The following is a 15,018-nucleotide window of genomic DNA, read 5'->3' on the forward strand; positions in this document are numbered from 1 at the left end:
TTCAGTTTATGAGCCTGAATTGCGGCCCTGTACGTCACATTCTTGGTGACGCCTTCTAACAAATTGTATTGCTGCTGTTTTTACTTCCGTTGTAGCAGAGTGCGTTGTTTTCTTCTGGCTTTTAATTGCCACACGATATAACTCTCTGCATGGTGACTTCAAAGTAGTGCTTTAAGCCACCATTTCCGGAACACACATTTAATATAGTCAAGATTGATCAAAAGTGTAGGAAGATCGTCGAATAGGAACCCTAATGCAGACAAGTCCGAAGTTTTCCCCCTAAATCTGCACAAAATATCGGCATAGTGATAAGAAATATCTGGAGACTGACAGTCGTCAGATAAAAAAATGGCTCCTGTAAAAGGAGCCATTTGACATTATTGCGTCAGAAATTTGCTTTAAAAATCAGACTTCGGTTTCAGGTTACTGCTTATCCCACGCATCCTGCCAGTTAGTCCCGGTCGCTGGCGCATAAGCCCAGGAAGCCTGACCACACCAGCCAGAGTATGGGAACGGTTTGCACTGATAGATGCCGCCATCGCTGCCCAGGACTTTGGTACCCGCAACATATTTCTCACTGCTTTGCGGATAAACATAGTCGTAACCAGTGGCCGCCGCTTTGGCTTTCACCAGAATGGTGGTGGTCGCGGTATCCGTTAAACCTGTGTTATCGGTGACGGTTACGTCAACAGTGAAGCGTGTATCTGCGGTCACTTGCGGAGCCGTGATCACTTCAGTGTTGGATGCTGCACCCTGAACCGGTGCAACAGGCAGCCCGGCCGGGTTCGCCCACTGATAATGCAGATCCGCAGCCAGCGTATCCGGATCGGTCACTTTGGCAGTCAGTGTCAGCGATTCGCCCGCATTCACGGTATAAGACGGCTCGATGGAGATGGACGGTGCAACAGGTTTGGACGCATCAATCACATTCACGCTGGTTTGTGCTGTGGTGCTGCCTTCGCTGTCGCTCACGGTCAGCGAGAAGGTGTAAACCGCATTGGTCACAGGCTGCGCTACGCTGAAGGTCGCTTTCGCAGAGTTGCTGTTTTGCAGTGTCACTGCCGGGCCGGAAATCTGCTTCCACTGATACGTCAGGCTGTCGCCCTCTTTATCGGTGCTGGCAGAGCCGTCCAGAGTGATCACACCGGTGCCGTTAACCTGTTGTGCCATACCCGCATTCGCAACCGGCGGAGTATTGGTGGCAACCGGTGCCGCTGAACCGCTGGTGATTGGCGCAAAGATCTGGCTGTAAGCATAGAGCGGCGCCTGTTCAGGGGTCATGCCGCTGTGTTCAGCGGAGACTTGTCCGGACACACCCGGCTGATCGCGGGCCATAGACCAGGCACCGATCATACCCAGGCCATAATCTTTCGCCTGCTGGTAAACCAGACGGGCATCAGAGAGATAGAATACCTCGCCCTGTACGTCGTTATAGCCAATCATCGGGGTCGTCCCCAGCATGGCGTAAACCTGTGCCGCGCTCTTCTCAGGGTATAAACCTTTCACCTGAGCAAACAGATTGTCGATGGCGGAAGTCGCACATTTACCGTGGATGTTCTGGCCTTCGGTATTGGCGGACTGGCACTGAACGTTGCCGTAGTCCATCGCCATCACGTTGACGCCGGTCAGCACCACGCCCTGATCTTTGGCATCCTGCAATACTTCCATGCCTTCATGGGTCAGGCCGGTTGGCAGAACAGGCAGGGTATACCAGACGCCGATGTGACGGCCTTCCGCTGCCCAGCGATCCTGCACGACTTTGACCGCGGCATTACGGCGCTGGATGGATTCTTTATCCGCCAGCCAGTTGCCTTCGATATCAAAATCAAGCACCTGCAGGTTCAGGTTTTCGACGATGTCATAATAATGCTGTGCCAGATCATTCACGTTATGGCAGGCCGCAGCCAGCGGTGCGTTGTTGGCACCGCCGATGGAGACCATGATGTCGCCGCCCGCTTCACGCAATGCTTTGATTTTGCTGTACTGTGCGTAGTTGGTGACGCTGTAAGCGGTGCCCCATGTTGGCACACAGGTGTTAGCATCTTTAGCGACCATAAAGGCCATGGTGAAATGGTTAACGTTCTGGTTTTTCGCCAGACCCACCAGATCAGGCTGCATGTTTAAGGTGAAATCGACATAAGGCGCATAGAACTGTTTTGGCCATGGATTCTTCGGAGTACCCACACGTTCTTTGGTACCGCTCCAGTCCATATAAACAGCCCACGGTGTCACATCATCAGGTTTCACTTTCTGAACCATTACAGAAGACTGATAATTCTTACCGTTATATTTCACTAATGAATTAGCTGGATACAATGTATTGAGATCTAATGCCGGAGCATGATCAATTTGATCCTGAGAATAAGATTGCACCGGACCTAATGGTTTCCACGGGTGACCATTATTGCCTTCAGGATTCTGATTTTCCGCCAGTGAAGGGTCATTATTAATGGTATAGAACAGCGCTTCGTACATAACGCCATTTTTCTGGACTTTATCACCCTGATTATATGTGGTGCTGCTGCTCCAGACCGGCGGCGGCGCATAAACGACCCACGGGTTATTTTCTGCAGGGGCGAAACTGTGTGCAGGGGTGGCTTTGGCGGTTTTGTAGGTCATTCCATTCGCCAGAACAATATCACCGGCTAAATAATCACGGCTACTGTCGTAATCGACATAATGGTTCTGAGTGCCATCACCGGCGATTTCACAAACGGTCGGATTGCCATATTGGCTCATTTCCGTCGCTGAGGCGTCGCGCACTTTACGCCACGGATTGGCACCCTGATCTTGTTCAGCCGTGCCCGGGCAATTGGTCGCACCGACCCACCAGGCGTTGGAGTAAACACTGCCGTCGAAGATGACTTCATAGGTGTCGCCGCCTTCCTGTCCGTTCCACGCTTCCAGCGCAAACGCGCTGGCCGAGGCCATCGTCAGACCGGCAACACACAACATCTGTGTGATTTTATTCATTTTCATAACTTACATTCCTTATATATATATCATTGCCACGGCGGGATATTCATAGAATACATATATGTTTCACGAGAAAACCTATTTGAAACTATGGTGGATTAAGACTATTTTTATTAATTCATAAATACAAAGCATGACTTCATTGCGATGTATATTGAATAAATATGAAGTGATTTGTGGCCCGCGTATAATGACATAGGTTTTAAGAAACAAGCCAACCTAAAAATAACGAACAGCACTAATAAATACAATTAAGTATATTTAATAAACTGAGCGTATTTCCATCAAAAAATATATACAAAGAAGTAATGAAACAAAAAGCCTGATACGCTATTTAATATATAATTATTTAATAGCTTATTAAGCAGCAATAAAAAAGGCGACAGTCATGTCGCCTTTTTTGAAACGGGAACCGATTAATGCTCGCGGGTTTTGCGGAATTTCACTTCCGGATAACGCTCTGAAGCCAGATTCAGGTTCACCATAGTTGGCGCGATGTACGCCAGATTATCGCCGCCATCCAGCGCGAGGTTGGTTTCGTTTTTGCGTTTGAATTCTTCGAATTTCTTCACGTCGCTGCATTCTACCCAGCGCGCCGTCGAGACATTCACGGATTCGTAAATCGCTTCCACGTTGTATTCGCTTTTCAGACGTGCCACAACCACTTCAAACTGCAGCACACCGACCGCACCGACGATTAAATCGTTGTTAGAGATCGGACGGAACACCTGCACCGCGCCCTCTTCAGAAAGCTGTACCAGACCTTTCAGCAACTGTTTCTGTTTCAGCGGGTCACGCAGACGAATACGACGGAACAGTTCAGGGGCGAAGTTAGGGATGCCGGTGAACTTCATGTTTTCACCCTGAGTAAAGGTGTCGCCAATCTGGATCGTGCCGTGGTTATGCAGACCAATGATGTCGCCCGGGTACGCTTCTTCAACGTGCGAACGGTCACCGGCCATAAAGGTCAGCGCGTCGGAAATGACAACGTCTTTACCGGTACGCACCTGACGCAGCTTCATGCCTTTTTCATATTTACCGGACACCACGCGCATAAATGCCACGCGGTCACGGTGTTTCGGATCCATATTGGCCTGAATTTTGAACACGAAACCGGTGAATTTCTCGTCATCGGCTTTCACTTCGCGCACGTCTGTTTTACGCGGCATCGGCGCAGGCGCCCATTCCACCAGACCATCCAGCATATGATCGACACCAAAGTTACCGAGTGCCGTACCGAAGAACACCGGTGTCAGTTCGCCCTGCAGGAAAGCTTCGTGATCGAATTCATGGGATGCGCCCTGTACCAGTTCCAGCTCATCACGCAGCTGCGCAGCCAGATCGTCACCCACCGCCGCATCCAGTTCAGGATTATCCAGCCCTTTAACGACACGCACTTCCTGAATCGTGTGACCTTTACCGGTCTGATACAGATACACTTCGTCTTTATAGAGGTGATATACCCCTTTGAACAATTTACCGCAGCCGATCGGCCAGGTAATCGGCGAACAGGCGATTTTCAGCTCGCGTTCTACCTCGTCCATCACTTCCATCGGATCGCGGATGTCACGGTCAAGTTTGTTCATGAACGTCAGGATCGGCGTATCGCGCAGACGGGTGACTTCCATCAGCTTACGGGTACGATCTTCTACACCTTTTGCGGCGTCGATCACCATCAGACAGCAGTCGACGGCGGTCAGGGTACGATAGGTATCTTCGGAGAAGTCTTCGTGCCCCGGGGTGTCGAGCAGGTTGACCAGACACTGTTTGTACGGGAACTGCATCACAGACGTGGTGATGGAGATACCACGTTGTTTTTCCATTTCCATCCAGTCAGATTTGGCGTGATGGCTGGAGCCACGGCCTTTTACGGTACCGGCGGTCTGAATGGCCTGTCCGAATAACAGGACTTTTTCTGTGATCGTGGTTTTACCGGCATCGGGGTGCGAGATGATGGCAAATGTGCGGCGCTTGGCCACTTCAAGGGCGTATTCACTTGGAGACATGTTTTTCACGTTTCTGCGGTTGGTCCGCCCTGCATCGGTATTCACATCACGTCAGAAGGTGACGTCAGGCAAAGCGGTAATAAAAGTTATAGCCGGCTATTTTCACTGATTTAGACGGGATGGGCAATCAATGGTTTTTTTGTGCTCTGTTCAGGAAAATCTCAAAGCCTGAAGTCGGTGGGCAACGAGGCCCAGTGTTCTCGCAGAACTATTTTATGTTCTTCAAGCATCGGCAGCTCTGTAAGCAAATCTGGCCAGCGTTCACGTGCAATTTCAATGGCTTCATTAAGATGAACTTCAACGGCAGACCACGGTACACCAATTCTTTCAGCCCAGCGCTCGAAGGTCTGCATATTAATCACACCCCATCGTTTTTCTTTTGCCATATTCAAAGCCACACCCTCTTCCCTCTTAACATAGGGTTTGGTCGAAACAATGTCATAGGCAGGTGAAAGGACAGCGTCCACTCGATTGGGGTAGATCACCGTCCAGTTTTTTAGATGGGCATCCCCATTCGCCACTAAAATGTTCGCCAGCATCCGGCGCGCCATCTGCTGAATATCGATGATTCCTCCCGCGCCCACTCTGTAAAGAGCACGACCAATATCGTCGTAGCTATAGCCCTTATATTTATTCCGCGCATAAACCTGAAAAATCTGTGCAAAATCCTCGGTATGCACACGCCCTTCGTCCGTGCGGTCAAAGCGACGAATCGCGTAAGCATAAGGCTCATCAGGTAAAGGGATATCAGGTAAATTGACCAGATTTCGAAGCTCAACAAGCTTAATCTCAGGGATGTTGACCCCGATTACCTGCGCTAATTTCATCGCACTAAATTCATTCTCAGGCACTGCACCATGTGCCGTTGACGGAGTTTTGATAATCCAACTGTCTCCCCCGACATCCGTACTCACGTTGAAACGGTCATCTTGTCGTAAGGCAGAGAACTTCATCTGGACACCTGCCAGAGAAAATTTGTCTGCGCTATGCGAAACATCAATTTGAACGGCTTCAAGTTTGTCGCCACGAGAAGTCAGCGCCCAGTCAGGTATTTCGCCCCCCTTAAGTGGCACGGCGGTTATCCCACCTGGCAGGTTGTTACCGGCATAGGCCAGTAATGGGAACTCATCGTCATGATGGACTTTTAGCGTCACCGCCATCCATTCCCGCAATGCGCCTTCTGACAACAAATTTGAAAGAACGGGGGGAAGCTTGTGAAAACTGATAAGCGGCTTATTGAGATATTCTGCCCCCACTTTTTGCGTCAATGTAAACACGGGACGCTGACTGACGGGCAGTTCGAGATACTCCGGGGCAAAAGACAGTATATTGCGGCTGCCTGCATAATGCGCTAAAACCCCTACACGCTGCTCATCAAGATACAGTGCCAAGGCCTCGACTGACTCCACCCGCTTTTCCATGTTTACTCCTTTAGATCCCGTAAGATGTCATCCCAGTCATTGTTAAGACTCTCTGATTCCCGTTCAGATGGGCGATGACAACTGCTGACTGTCGAATCAAGCAGCTCTTTAATCTCTTGTACACGCTGACGCGGCACCAGCATGAGCTCCAGTTCCATGCCTTCCAGGAGCCTGAGTAATGTTGAAAGACGGGGATCCGCGCCCGCTTCAATCTTCTGATATTGCTGCTGAGTCATCCCCGTTCTCATACGCATATCTTGTTGGCTCAGCCCCAGCTGCAGGCGTTTTTGTTTTAATAAGGCAGGCAATTCATTGAGAGTTCTCATTTGCTATCTCCTGACAGACCACTTACAACACACTAGCTATTTTCAGGTTCACCCAACAACATATTAATTGTAATAATGCTATTTTACATCTAATTTGCTGTAAATAACGCTGATTACAACGCTTTAACTGTAAATAAAAACAATTACACCTTTTTAATTGTAATCAGGCAGGAATACAACTCATTGGATGTAAAAAATATCAATTACAGTAAATGAGATGTTGTTACAGTATCAGCCCAGCGGCAGCGCCATCATGATGGCATCTTCGCGGCCTTGTGCGGCGGGATAGTAATTGCGGCGGATGGAGAGTTCGTTAAAGCCGAGGCTTTCATAGAGCGCGATGGCTTTGGCGTTGGAGGCGCGGACTTCCAGCCATAAGGTGAAAACATCTTTTTGCTCAAGCTGTTGTATCACCTCTTCCAGCAATATGCGGCCTAAGCCCTGACGCTGAAACGCCGGATCGATAGCAATGTTGAACAGTGTGGCTTCGTCGAGCACGATTTGGGTAATGGCAAAACCGGCCATCACTTCGCCTTGCATGATTTTGAGGTTCAGATAGCGCTCGCCCTGATTGCTGGCCAGCGTGTTTTCAGTCCACGGAAAGGCATGGCTGGCCTGTTCAATCACGAAGGCACGGGGAAGATCAGCGGGCGTCAGGATAGAAATGTTGTTCATTTTCACAGATCTGCTGCCAGAGCGCGCGTTTGGCGCCGGCGTCTTGATAAAGTTCGGCCAATGCCGGACTGGATAACTGCGGGCCGGTCAGGGTGAGCGGTTCGCCCTGCCCCAGCCGCCATATATTGCAGCGGGTTTCTTCGGGCAACATCGTCACCTGTTCAGGTGTCAGGCGGTAAACCTGAGATCCGGTTAACGCCAGACTGCGCAGGACATCATTCACCAGCGGATCATCTTCAGCAGGCGGCACATCGGCCACAATCAGCAGTCTGGTGTCTGCGGGCAGGCTGACCGCCACTTCGCCCTGTAATACCGCAGGCCGGCGCAGCGTCCACTGAGTAATCCCCAGTTGCTGTAACAATGTATCTCGTCTGGATGCCATGCCTGTTTCCTGCCCGTTGAAATGCGAAAAGCCCGGCTATGCTAGCAAACACATCGAATATGCGCCAATAAAGCTCGATTACTCAATCAGGGGCGAAGAGTATATAATCGCGGGCCAAACCCTGAGGAGCCTTATCCTGATGTCTGCATTAACTCCGGCCAGCGAAGTCATACTGCGCCATAGCGAAGAATTTGAAGGCCGCCGCGTCCTGTTCGCCGGTGACTTACAAGACAGCCTGCCTGCTGAAATCGACGCCGAAGAAGTCCGCGTCCACACCAATATGTATCACCACTGGCAAATGCTCAGCAAACCGCTGGGTGACCACGTTCAGTTTGGTTTAGTGGCGGATGCTGAATTCATCGCCCCGTGTGATGTGCTGGTTTATTACTGGCCGAAGAGCAAACTGGAAGCGAAATTCCAGCTGTTTAACCTGCTGTCCCAACTGCCGGTCGGCATCGATGTGTTTGTCATTGGTGAAAACCGCAGTGGTGTCCGCAGTGCGGAAACCACGCTGGAAGGTCTGTGTGAACTGAGCAAAGTCGACAGCGCGCGTCGTTGCGGTTTGTATCATGGCCGTCTGGAAAAACAGCCTGAATTTGATGCTGACGGCTGGTGGGATCAATACATGGTCGAAGAAGTGACCATCAAAACCCTGCCGGGCGTGTTCAGCCGTGAAGGTCTGGACAGCGGAAGCCTGTTGCTGATCAACAGCTTCGAAGAACCGGTGAAAGGCAAAGTGCTGGATGTCGCCTGCGGTTCCGGCGTGCTGGCCTCTGTGCTGGCGATGTATTCGCCGAAGATGAAAATCACCCTGAGCGATGTGAGCGCAGCCGCTATCGAAGCCAGCCGCGCGACACTGGCCGCGAACGACCTGCCGGGCGAAGTGATCGCCAGCAACGTCTATTCCGACATTGCCGGTCGTTTCGATATGATCATCTCCAACCCGCCATTCCACGAAGGGCTGCAAACCAGCCTGACGGCGGCGGAGCAACTGATCCGCGGTGCGGTAAGCCATCTGAACATTGGCGGCGAACTGCGTATTGTGGCGAACGCCTTCCTGCCGTACGCCGCTCTGCTCGATGAGACCTTTGGCAGCCATGAAGTGCTGGCACAAAATGGCCGTTTCAAGGTGTACAAAGCCGTACGCGGACGTCCGCCACGGGATCTGAAAAAGAAAAAACGTTAATCCGTTTTACCCTGTTCAGACACTGAGGATACGCATCATTTCTGCGTTGTAGCGATCCCCTGCTGCCACGCGGAAAGGAAAGACTGCTTCGATCGCCGCGATTTCGGCTTCACTCAGGGAGACATCAAGCGCGGCGATGTTTTCCTCAAGATAATGACGACGTTTGGTGCCAGGGATCGGCACCATGTTGTCACCGCGCGATAAAACCCAGGCCAGCGCCAGCTGCGACGGTTTCACGCCTTTCTCCTGCGCCAGTTCTCCGATTTTTTCCGCCAGTTGCAGATTCTTCGCGAAATTTTCACCCTGAAAACGCGGGCTGTCGCGACGGTAATCGTCGGCATCAAGATCATCCACTGAACGGATTTGCCCGGTCAGAAAACCGCGACCCAGCGGGCTGTATGGCACAAAACCAATCCCCAGACGTTCGCAGGCCGGTAAAATATCCGCTTCCACATCCCGCGACCAGAGCGAATATTCGGTTTGCAGCGCCGTAACCGGATGCACGTTATGCGCCCGCTCCAGAATGCTCACCGGCACTTCACTCAGCCCGATATAACGGATCTTGCCTTCACGCACCAGATCCGCCAGCGCACCCATGGTCTCCTCGACCGGCACGGTCGGATCCGGACGGTGCTGATAATAGAGATCGATAACGTCGGTGCCCAGACGCTTCAGGCTGGCTTCTACGGATTTGCGCACATAATCAGGATGACCGTTGGTGCCGCGCGCCTGCGGATTTGCCGGATCCCGCACGATACCGAATTTGGTGGCTAAAAAGACCTGATTGCGACGCCCTTTGAGAAAGCGCCCCAGCAGCTCTTCGTTGGTATGCGGCCCGTAGACGTCGGCGGTATCCAACATCGTGACGCCCAGTTCCAGCGCGCGTTCCAGCGTCGCCAGTGACTCTTTTTCATCAAGACCGGTGGTGTAGAAATCGCTCATGCCCATGCAACCCAGTCCCAGCGCAGAAACCCACGGACCGTTTTTACCTAACTGACGTTGTTTCATGTTTTTTCCTTAAGACTCAGTGAGGGAGAAGTAACGTGATGAAGTCTGGTTGTTATGCAGGAAAAGATAAATCAGTGAAAACGTGCAACACTGTTCAGAAATCACAAACAATCGGCGGAAGGTTATGGACCACATTCAGGCGATGAAAATTTTCATTCGTATCGCTGAGCTGGAAAGTTTCAGCCGGGCAGCGGAAGACCTTAATCTGCCCCGTGCGACAGTCAGCACCACCCTGAAAGGGCTGGAGCAGCGGCTCGGCGTCCGCCTGTTTTTACGCACCACGCGACAGGTCAAAATCACTGACGAAGGTAAAATCTATTACCAGCGTTGCCTGCAATTGCTGGCGGCGCTGGAAGAAACGGACTCGCTTTTTGCCCATCACAAAAATCAGCCCGCCGGCACCGTCAGGATCGACATGCCGCATTCGCTGGCGCGCGTGATGGTGATCCCGGCGCTGCCGGATTTTTATCAGCAATATCCGCAGATTACCCTGAGCATCAGCGCCAATGATAACGCCATCAATTTGCTGGACCAGGGAGCAGACTGCGTGCTGCGCGCGTGGCCTTCAGAAGATGAAAATTTGCAGTCACGCCATCTGGCCGATCTCAGGCAGATTACCTGCGCCTCGCCGGACTATTTAGCGAAATTTGGCACGCCGCGGACCCCGCAAGATCTCGCGGGACATCAGGCTGTAGGGTATTTTTTCGCGCATCAGCGGACAGAATCGCATCTGGAATTTGTCACTGACGGCAAGGTTGAAAAGCGGGCGCTCACCCGCACGCTGACCGTCAGCGGAGCAGACGCCTATGTCGCCGCCGCAAAAGCGGGCTTTGGCCTGATTCAGGCCTCAGAACTGGCCATGGAGCAGGAACTGGCACAGGGAAGTCTGGTGGAAGTGTTACATCAGCATCGGCCGCCGCCGATGCCGCTGTACCTCATGTATCCGCCGGGACGTTTTCTGGCACCGAGGATCCGTGTCCTGCTGGACTGGCTGATCCGGTTGTTTTCCGGGCCGGTTCCGCCCCATGTACAGGACAGCGTTAACGGAAAAATCGTTTATTAAACCATCGATTAACCTGACGACGCACTGACACAGGGAACCATTCACCGGGAATATGCTGTTTTTTACATCAAACGTCCGCAATGGGGGAAATAACTGTTGACGCACCCGGGAAAATCTCTAGAATTCGCCTCCGTGGTTGTGTTACTCACTGATGACATTCTTATGAACGCATCAATGCAGTAATCAATTGGAACGCGATGGTGGCGGAATTGGTAGACGCGCTAGCTTCAGGTGTTAGTGTCCTTTGGATGTGAGGGTTCGAGTCCCTCCCTTCGCACCAATACAATCACGAGATTTATATTGCACGGCACGGTACGCGATGGTGGCGGAATTGGTAGACGCGCTAGCTTCAGGTGTTAGTGTCCTTACGGATGTGAGGGTTCGAGTCCCTCCCTTCGCACCACTCCGGTGATATAAGTCGAATCAGCAGTAAGCAGAAATCATCTGTGCGAAGGTGGCGGAATTGGTAGACGCGCTAGCTTCAGGTGTTAGTGTTCTTACGGACGTGAGGGTTCAAGTCCCTCTCTTCGCACCACATGATTCTGTTCCTCCGGTTTTCCTTCCTGCAACACTTCTTTCAGTTTCAAAAAATAAAAAATCCCTGCAGATTTATTGTGCTTTCTGTTTTTCATCTCAAAATATCCTTGTATTACAACAAACTAAAATTCAACGTAACCGCAGCCAGACCACCTGCCAGCGCCATGAATGAAGGCAACAGCATATAATGGCGTAACGTGCGGTGGAACAACATGCCCAGCGTCACCAGCATGGCGACGACGACCAGCACACGCAGCTGATCCAGCGACATATGTGCCAGCGCCAGCAAAGGCATCAGGGCGCAAGGCAACAAGACGCCCCAGCCACTGGTCAGGCGCTTACCCAGCATCCATACAACCGCCCAGATCCCACATGCCATGACAATTGCCGGTATCATAACCCTGCTCCAAACGTTGATAATGAGAACTAATATCATATAGGATTTTTTCTCATTTACCACCTATTTGCTTGCGGGTCCTTCGTATGGGTGACACCTGCCGACAAAAGTGCTAATTTTGATGCCGTTAAATCAAATTATAAAACAGCCATAAATACACAGTGACGATAAAAACGATATTTATTGCATTCTAATAATTACGGATTAGTACTATTAGCCTGCCTGCATGGAACTTGTCTTAATGGAATAAGCACGCGGTATAGGGCGATAAGACACTTTATCTATTCAGCACAACACACAATAAATAGAGTACATTTGATGATATCTCATTCCTATGATGAGCTGCTGAAAAGCAAACATCGGTTGGCGATGTTGCTATTCTTTTTTTTAAATAGTGCCACTGCCCTATTTAGTATGGTTTACCCACCAGAGAACGCGGCATCAACTCCCCTTCCGCTGGTACTGATCTTTGGACTTTGCTTTGCCGGGTTAATATTTTCTTTTTTCAGTAAGAAAAATTACTCTGCCCATCTGAATATGTGTTCCGTGATGGTCGGCCTGTTATGGGCGTGGCAAATTGCATTACGTTTCGAACAAATTGGCCATCTGGATAAGAATTACCTGCTGGTGAGTTTACTCAGTATATTCTTTATCAGTGCCATCGCTTTGTCAGATAATTTTCTGGCTTTTTGCCTTCACGCAGTACCTTCTACTCTTTGCGTCATCTTTTTGGACGATTTTCAACACGTCGGACGCATCGTGTTTACCGTGTCATTACCGCTTATCGGGCTGTGGCTGCACCATCTGATGCTCAAACGCAGCGATGAATTTACCCGCAGAATGGTCTCGAATCTTTACAGCGAACGGGAGAAATTCAGCGATCTGAGCATGCTGGATCCCCTGACCGGATTGTACAACCGCCGCGGCCTGCAAAATAAGCTGGAAACCCTGTTCAGTCAGGCATCTGGCCATTATGTCATGCTGCTCGATATCGACCATTTCAAAGCCTATAACGATAACTACGGCCACAGTATGGGCGATCAGGCGCTGGTGCGTGTCTCTGCGGCTATCCGCGATGCGGTACGTTCGCGGGATGTGGTGGTGCGCTACGGCGGGGAGGAGTTTCTGGTGCTGATGTCCAACGTCAAACAGGAACACGCTGTCCGTATGGCTGAACGTATCCAGAATAAAGTGCTGGGGCTGAATATCCCGCATTTATTTAATGCCGAAGTCTCCACACATGTCACAGTCAGCGCGGGGCTTGCCGCACTGGAAGAAGGCGATTTTATTCAGGCGTTAGGCAGTGCCGATGCTTCACTGTATAAAGCAAAGAACAGTGGCAGGAATAAAATATTCTATGCCTGGGAAGAACAGCGGGACAGGCAGGAAATCATCGAAGAAAAATTAGCCTGAGGGGAGTTTACCCGTAACATTAATAACACCACGTTTAATGTTATTCATTTTTCTGCTGGCGATGACTCATTGCAATGATATTCTTAACTGAAGCCCGCCATTCATTATTTCTGCATAACCATTCAACTTTCAGCCAGATTAATCAATCTGGCTGAAAGTAAACAGGCTTGTTTCCTTTATTAAATGTTACGCGAGCATGTTACTTCGCGCGTATTCTTCCTGCGTAAATAATCCATAACCCTGCCAAACCTTGCCGGAAATAATACCGGATAATAAAATTCCTAACCCCCTTCTCTGTCCGCGTCTGCGCCATCCATTTTGTGCGTCTCTCAGACCCTGTCCTCATGGGCTAGCTTCTTGTTTTTACGTGATTATCCCCTGCGTTACTGAATTTGTGAACTGACTCATGTATACCTTCCGGCGAGTGCCAGCACGCTTTTCACAGTGGCACTGACTGGAAGGCTGCCTGACTGGGCACTTCTTACACTACCGGCCACCCGCTGCCCCGATTTCTGAAGGATCAGTTAACCGCAGCGTATTTGCTTATCTCACCACCCTACAAATATAAAAGGCTTAGTGTATGAACAATTCGATAGTGTTAGGGATCATCTGGCATCTGATAGGAGCAGCCAGCGCAGCTTGCTTCTACGCGCCCTTTAAACAAGTCAAACACTGGTCATGGGAAACCATGTGGTCGCTCGGCGGCTTCTTTTCGTGGATCATTTTACCCTGGACCGTCAGCTACATTTTACTGCCTGATTTCTGGGCCTATTACGGCTCATTCAGCCTCGCGACCCTGCTGCCTGTATTTCTGTTTGGCGCCATGTGGGGCATCGGTAACATCAACTATGGCCTGACCATGCGCTATCTCGGCATGTCGATGGGGATTGGCATCGCGATCGGTATCACGCTGATTATCGGCACGCTGATGACACCGGTCCTGCAGGGCAAAATTGGCATGCTATTCGGCACTGCGGGCGGCCAGCTTACGCTGCTGGGGGTATTTGTTGCCGTTATCGGCGTGGCGATTGTCAGCTACGCGGGTTTCCTGAAAGAGAAAGCGCTGGGGATTAAAGCCGAAGAGTTCAACCTGCGCAAAGGGCTGGTTCTGGCCGTGATGTGCGGGATTTTCTCTGCCGGGATGTCGTTCGCCATGAGTGCTGCCGTGCCGATGCACGAAACCGCGCGTGAGCTGGGTATCGACCCGCTTTACGTCGCGTTGCCAAGTTATGTGATCATCATGGGCGGCGGCGCCATCGTTAACCTGGGTTTCTGTATCATCCGTCTGGCAACCCGTAAAACGATCTCGTTCCGCGCCGATATGTCGGTGGCAAAATCACTGCTGCTCACCAATGCGGTCTTTTCCATCATTGGCGGCGTCATGTGGTATCTGCAATTTTTCTTCTACGCCTGGGGACACGCCAGCATTCCGGCAGAATATGATTACATGAGCTGGATGCTGCACATGAGTTTCTACGTACTGTGCGGCGGTATCGTCGGACTGGTGCTCAAGGAATGGATTGGCGTGGGCAGGAAACCGGTGCGCGTTCTGTGTATCGGCGCGCTGGTGATTATTCTGGCGGCCAACATCGTGGGGATGGGCATGGCGCTGTAAGCGCAGCGTTAAC

At 51.0% G+C, this 15,018-nt stretch carries 13 protein-coding genes and 3 tRNA genes; 7 read left to right on the forward strand and 9 right to left on the reverse strand.

Annotation, left to right across the window (positions count from 1 at the left end; genetic code table 11):
* Window positions 1-423: 423 nt before the first annotated feature.
* From EYY67_RS24830 to EYY67_RS09630, 6 genes are all read right to left on the reverse strand, one after another.
* The gene (locus EYY67_RS24830) at window positions 424-2,979 is read right to left on the reverse strand and encodes a PKD domain-containing protein (protein WP_131693389.1); all 2,556 of its coding nucleotides are present in this window, start codon (window positions 2,977-2,979) and stop codon (window positions 424-426) included.
* A gap of 413 nt (window positions 2,980-3,392) precedes the next feature.
* Window positions 3,393-4,982, reverse strand: a complete 1,590-nt coding sequence (gene prfC, locus EYY67_RS09610) for a peptide chain release factor 3 (RefSeq protein WP_095924567.1) — start codon at window positions 4,980-4,982, stop codon at window positions 3,393-3,395.
* Between the two features lie 161 nt (window positions 4,983-5,143).
* The gene (locus EYY67_RS09615; RefSeq protein WP_131693390.1) at window positions 5,144-6,403 is read right to left on the reverse strand and encodes a type II toxin-antitoxin system HipA family toxin; all 1,260 of its coding nucleotides are present in this window, start codon (window positions 6,401-6,403) and stop codon (window positions 5,144-5,146) included.
* 2 nt (window positions 6,404-6,405) lie between these two features.
* Window positions 6,406-6,729: a helix-turn-helix domain-containing protein gene (locus tag EYY67_RS09620; RefSeq protein WP_119822487.1), complete on the reverse strand. Its 324-nt coding sequence runs from the start codon at window positions 6,727-6,729 to the stop codon at window positions 6,406-6,408.
* A gap of 231 nt (window positions 6,730-6,960) precedes the next feature.
* Window positions 6,961-7,404 carry a ribosomal protein S18-alanine N-acetyltransferase gene (rimI, locus tag EYY67_RS09625; RefSeq protein ID WP_095924564.1) on the reverse strand — a complete coding sequence of 148 codons (444 nt, stop codon included), beginning with the start codon at window positions 7,402-7,404 and terminating at the stop codon, window positions 6,961-6,963.
* A complete protein-coding gene (locus EYY67_RS09630; protein WP_131693391.1) occupies window positions 7,373-7,786 on the reverse strand; it encodes a DNA polymerase III subunit psi in 414 nt (137 codons plus the stop codon). The genes rimI and EYY67_RS09630 overlap by 32 nt, the downstream gene beginning before the upstream one ends.
* 139 nt (window positions 7,787-7,925) lie before the next feature.
* Between EYY67_RS09630 and rsmC the strand changes: the two genes are divergently transcribed.
* Window positions 7,926-8,972, forward strand: a complete 1,047-nt coding sequence (gene rsmC, locus EYY67_RS09635; RefSeq protein ID WP_131693392.1) for a 16S rRNA (guanine(1207)-N(2))-methyltransferase RsmC — start codon at window positions 7,926-7,928, stop codon at window positions 8,970-8,972.
* A gap of 15 nt (window positions 8,973-8,987) precedes the next feature.
* On the opposite strand, the gene EYY67_RS09640 is transcribed toward rsmC, so the two are convergent.
* Window positions 8,988-9,980, reverse strand: a complete 993-nt coding sequence (locus tag EYY67_RS09640) for an aldo/keto reductase (RefSeq protein WP_131693393.1) — start codon at window positions 9,978-9,980, stop codon at window positions 8,988-8,990.
* Window positions 9,981-10,104: 124 nt separating this feature from the next.
* Here EYY67_RS09640 and EYY67_RS09645 point away from each other — a divergent pair, with 124 nt between their 5' ends.
* The 4 genes from EYY67_RS09645 to EYY67_RS09660 all read left to right on the forward strand — a co-directional run bounded on the left by EYY67_RS09645 (window position 10,105) and on the right by EYY67_RS09660 (window position 11,578).
* Window positions 10,105-11,043 (forward strand): LysR family transcriptional regulator, encoded by a 939-nt coding sequence (locus EYY67_RS09645; RefSeq protein WP_131693394.1) that lies wholly within the window; start codon window positions 10,105-10,107, stop codon window positions 11,041-11,043.
* Between the two features lie 194 nt (window positions 11,044-11,237).
* Window positions 11,238-11,323: transfer RNA gene (locus EYY67_RS09650), tRNA-Leu, on the forward strand.
* Between the two features lie 36 nt (window positions 11,324-11,359).
* A tRNA-Leu gene (locus EYY67_RS09655) sits at window positions 11,360-11,446 on the forward strand.
* Between the two features lie 45 nt (window positions 11,447-11,491).
* Window positions 11,492-11,578: transfer RNA gene (locus EYY67_RS09660), tRNA-Leu, on the forward strand.
* Here EYY67_RS09660 and EYY67_RS24835 read toward each other — a convergent pair.
* Window positions 11,541-11,675 (reverse strand): hypothetical protein, encoded by a 135-nt coding sequence (locus EYY67_RS24835; RefSeq protein WP_267890972.1) that lies wholly within the window; start codon window positions 11,673-11,675, stop codon window positions 11,541-11,543. The two genes, EYY67_RS09660 and EYY67_RS24835, sit on opposite strands and share 38 nt — an antisense overlap.
* Before the next feature lie 17 nt (window positions 11,676-11,692).
* On the reverse strand, window positions 11,693-11,977 hold the full coding sequence (locus EYY67_RS09665) for a DUF1435 domain-containing protein (RefSeq protein WP_095924559.1): 285 nt from the start codon (window positions 11,975-11,977) through the stop codon (window positions 11,693-11,695).
* A 318-nt stretch (window positions 11,978-12,295) separates the two neighbouring features.
* On the opposite strand from EYY67_RS09665, the gene EYY67_RS09670 reads away from it, so the two are divergent.
* Both EYY67_RS09670 and rhaT read left to right on the forward strand, forming a co-directional pair.
* Window positions 12,296-13,390 (forward strand): GGDEF domain-containing protein, encoded by a 1,095-nt coding sequence (locus tag EYY67_RS09670; RefSeq protein ID WP_131693395.1) that lies wholly within the window; start codon window positions 12,296-12,298, stop codon window positions 13,388-13,390.
* A 580-nt stretch (window positions 13,391-13,970) separates the two neighbouring features.
* Complete coding sequence (gene rhaT, locus EYY67_RS09675) at window positions 13,971-15,005, forward strand: L-rhamnose/proton symporter RhaT (protein WP_095924557.1); 1,035 nt, start codon at window positions 13,971-13,973, stop codon at window positions 15,003-15,005.
* Window positions 15,006-15,018: the final 13 nt, after the last annotated feature.

The organism is Rahnella victoriana (assembly GCF_004330295.1).
GTDB classification, from domain to species: Bacteria; Pseudomonadota; Gammaproteobacteria; order Enterobacterales; family Enterobacteriaceae; genus Rahnella; species Rahnella victoriana.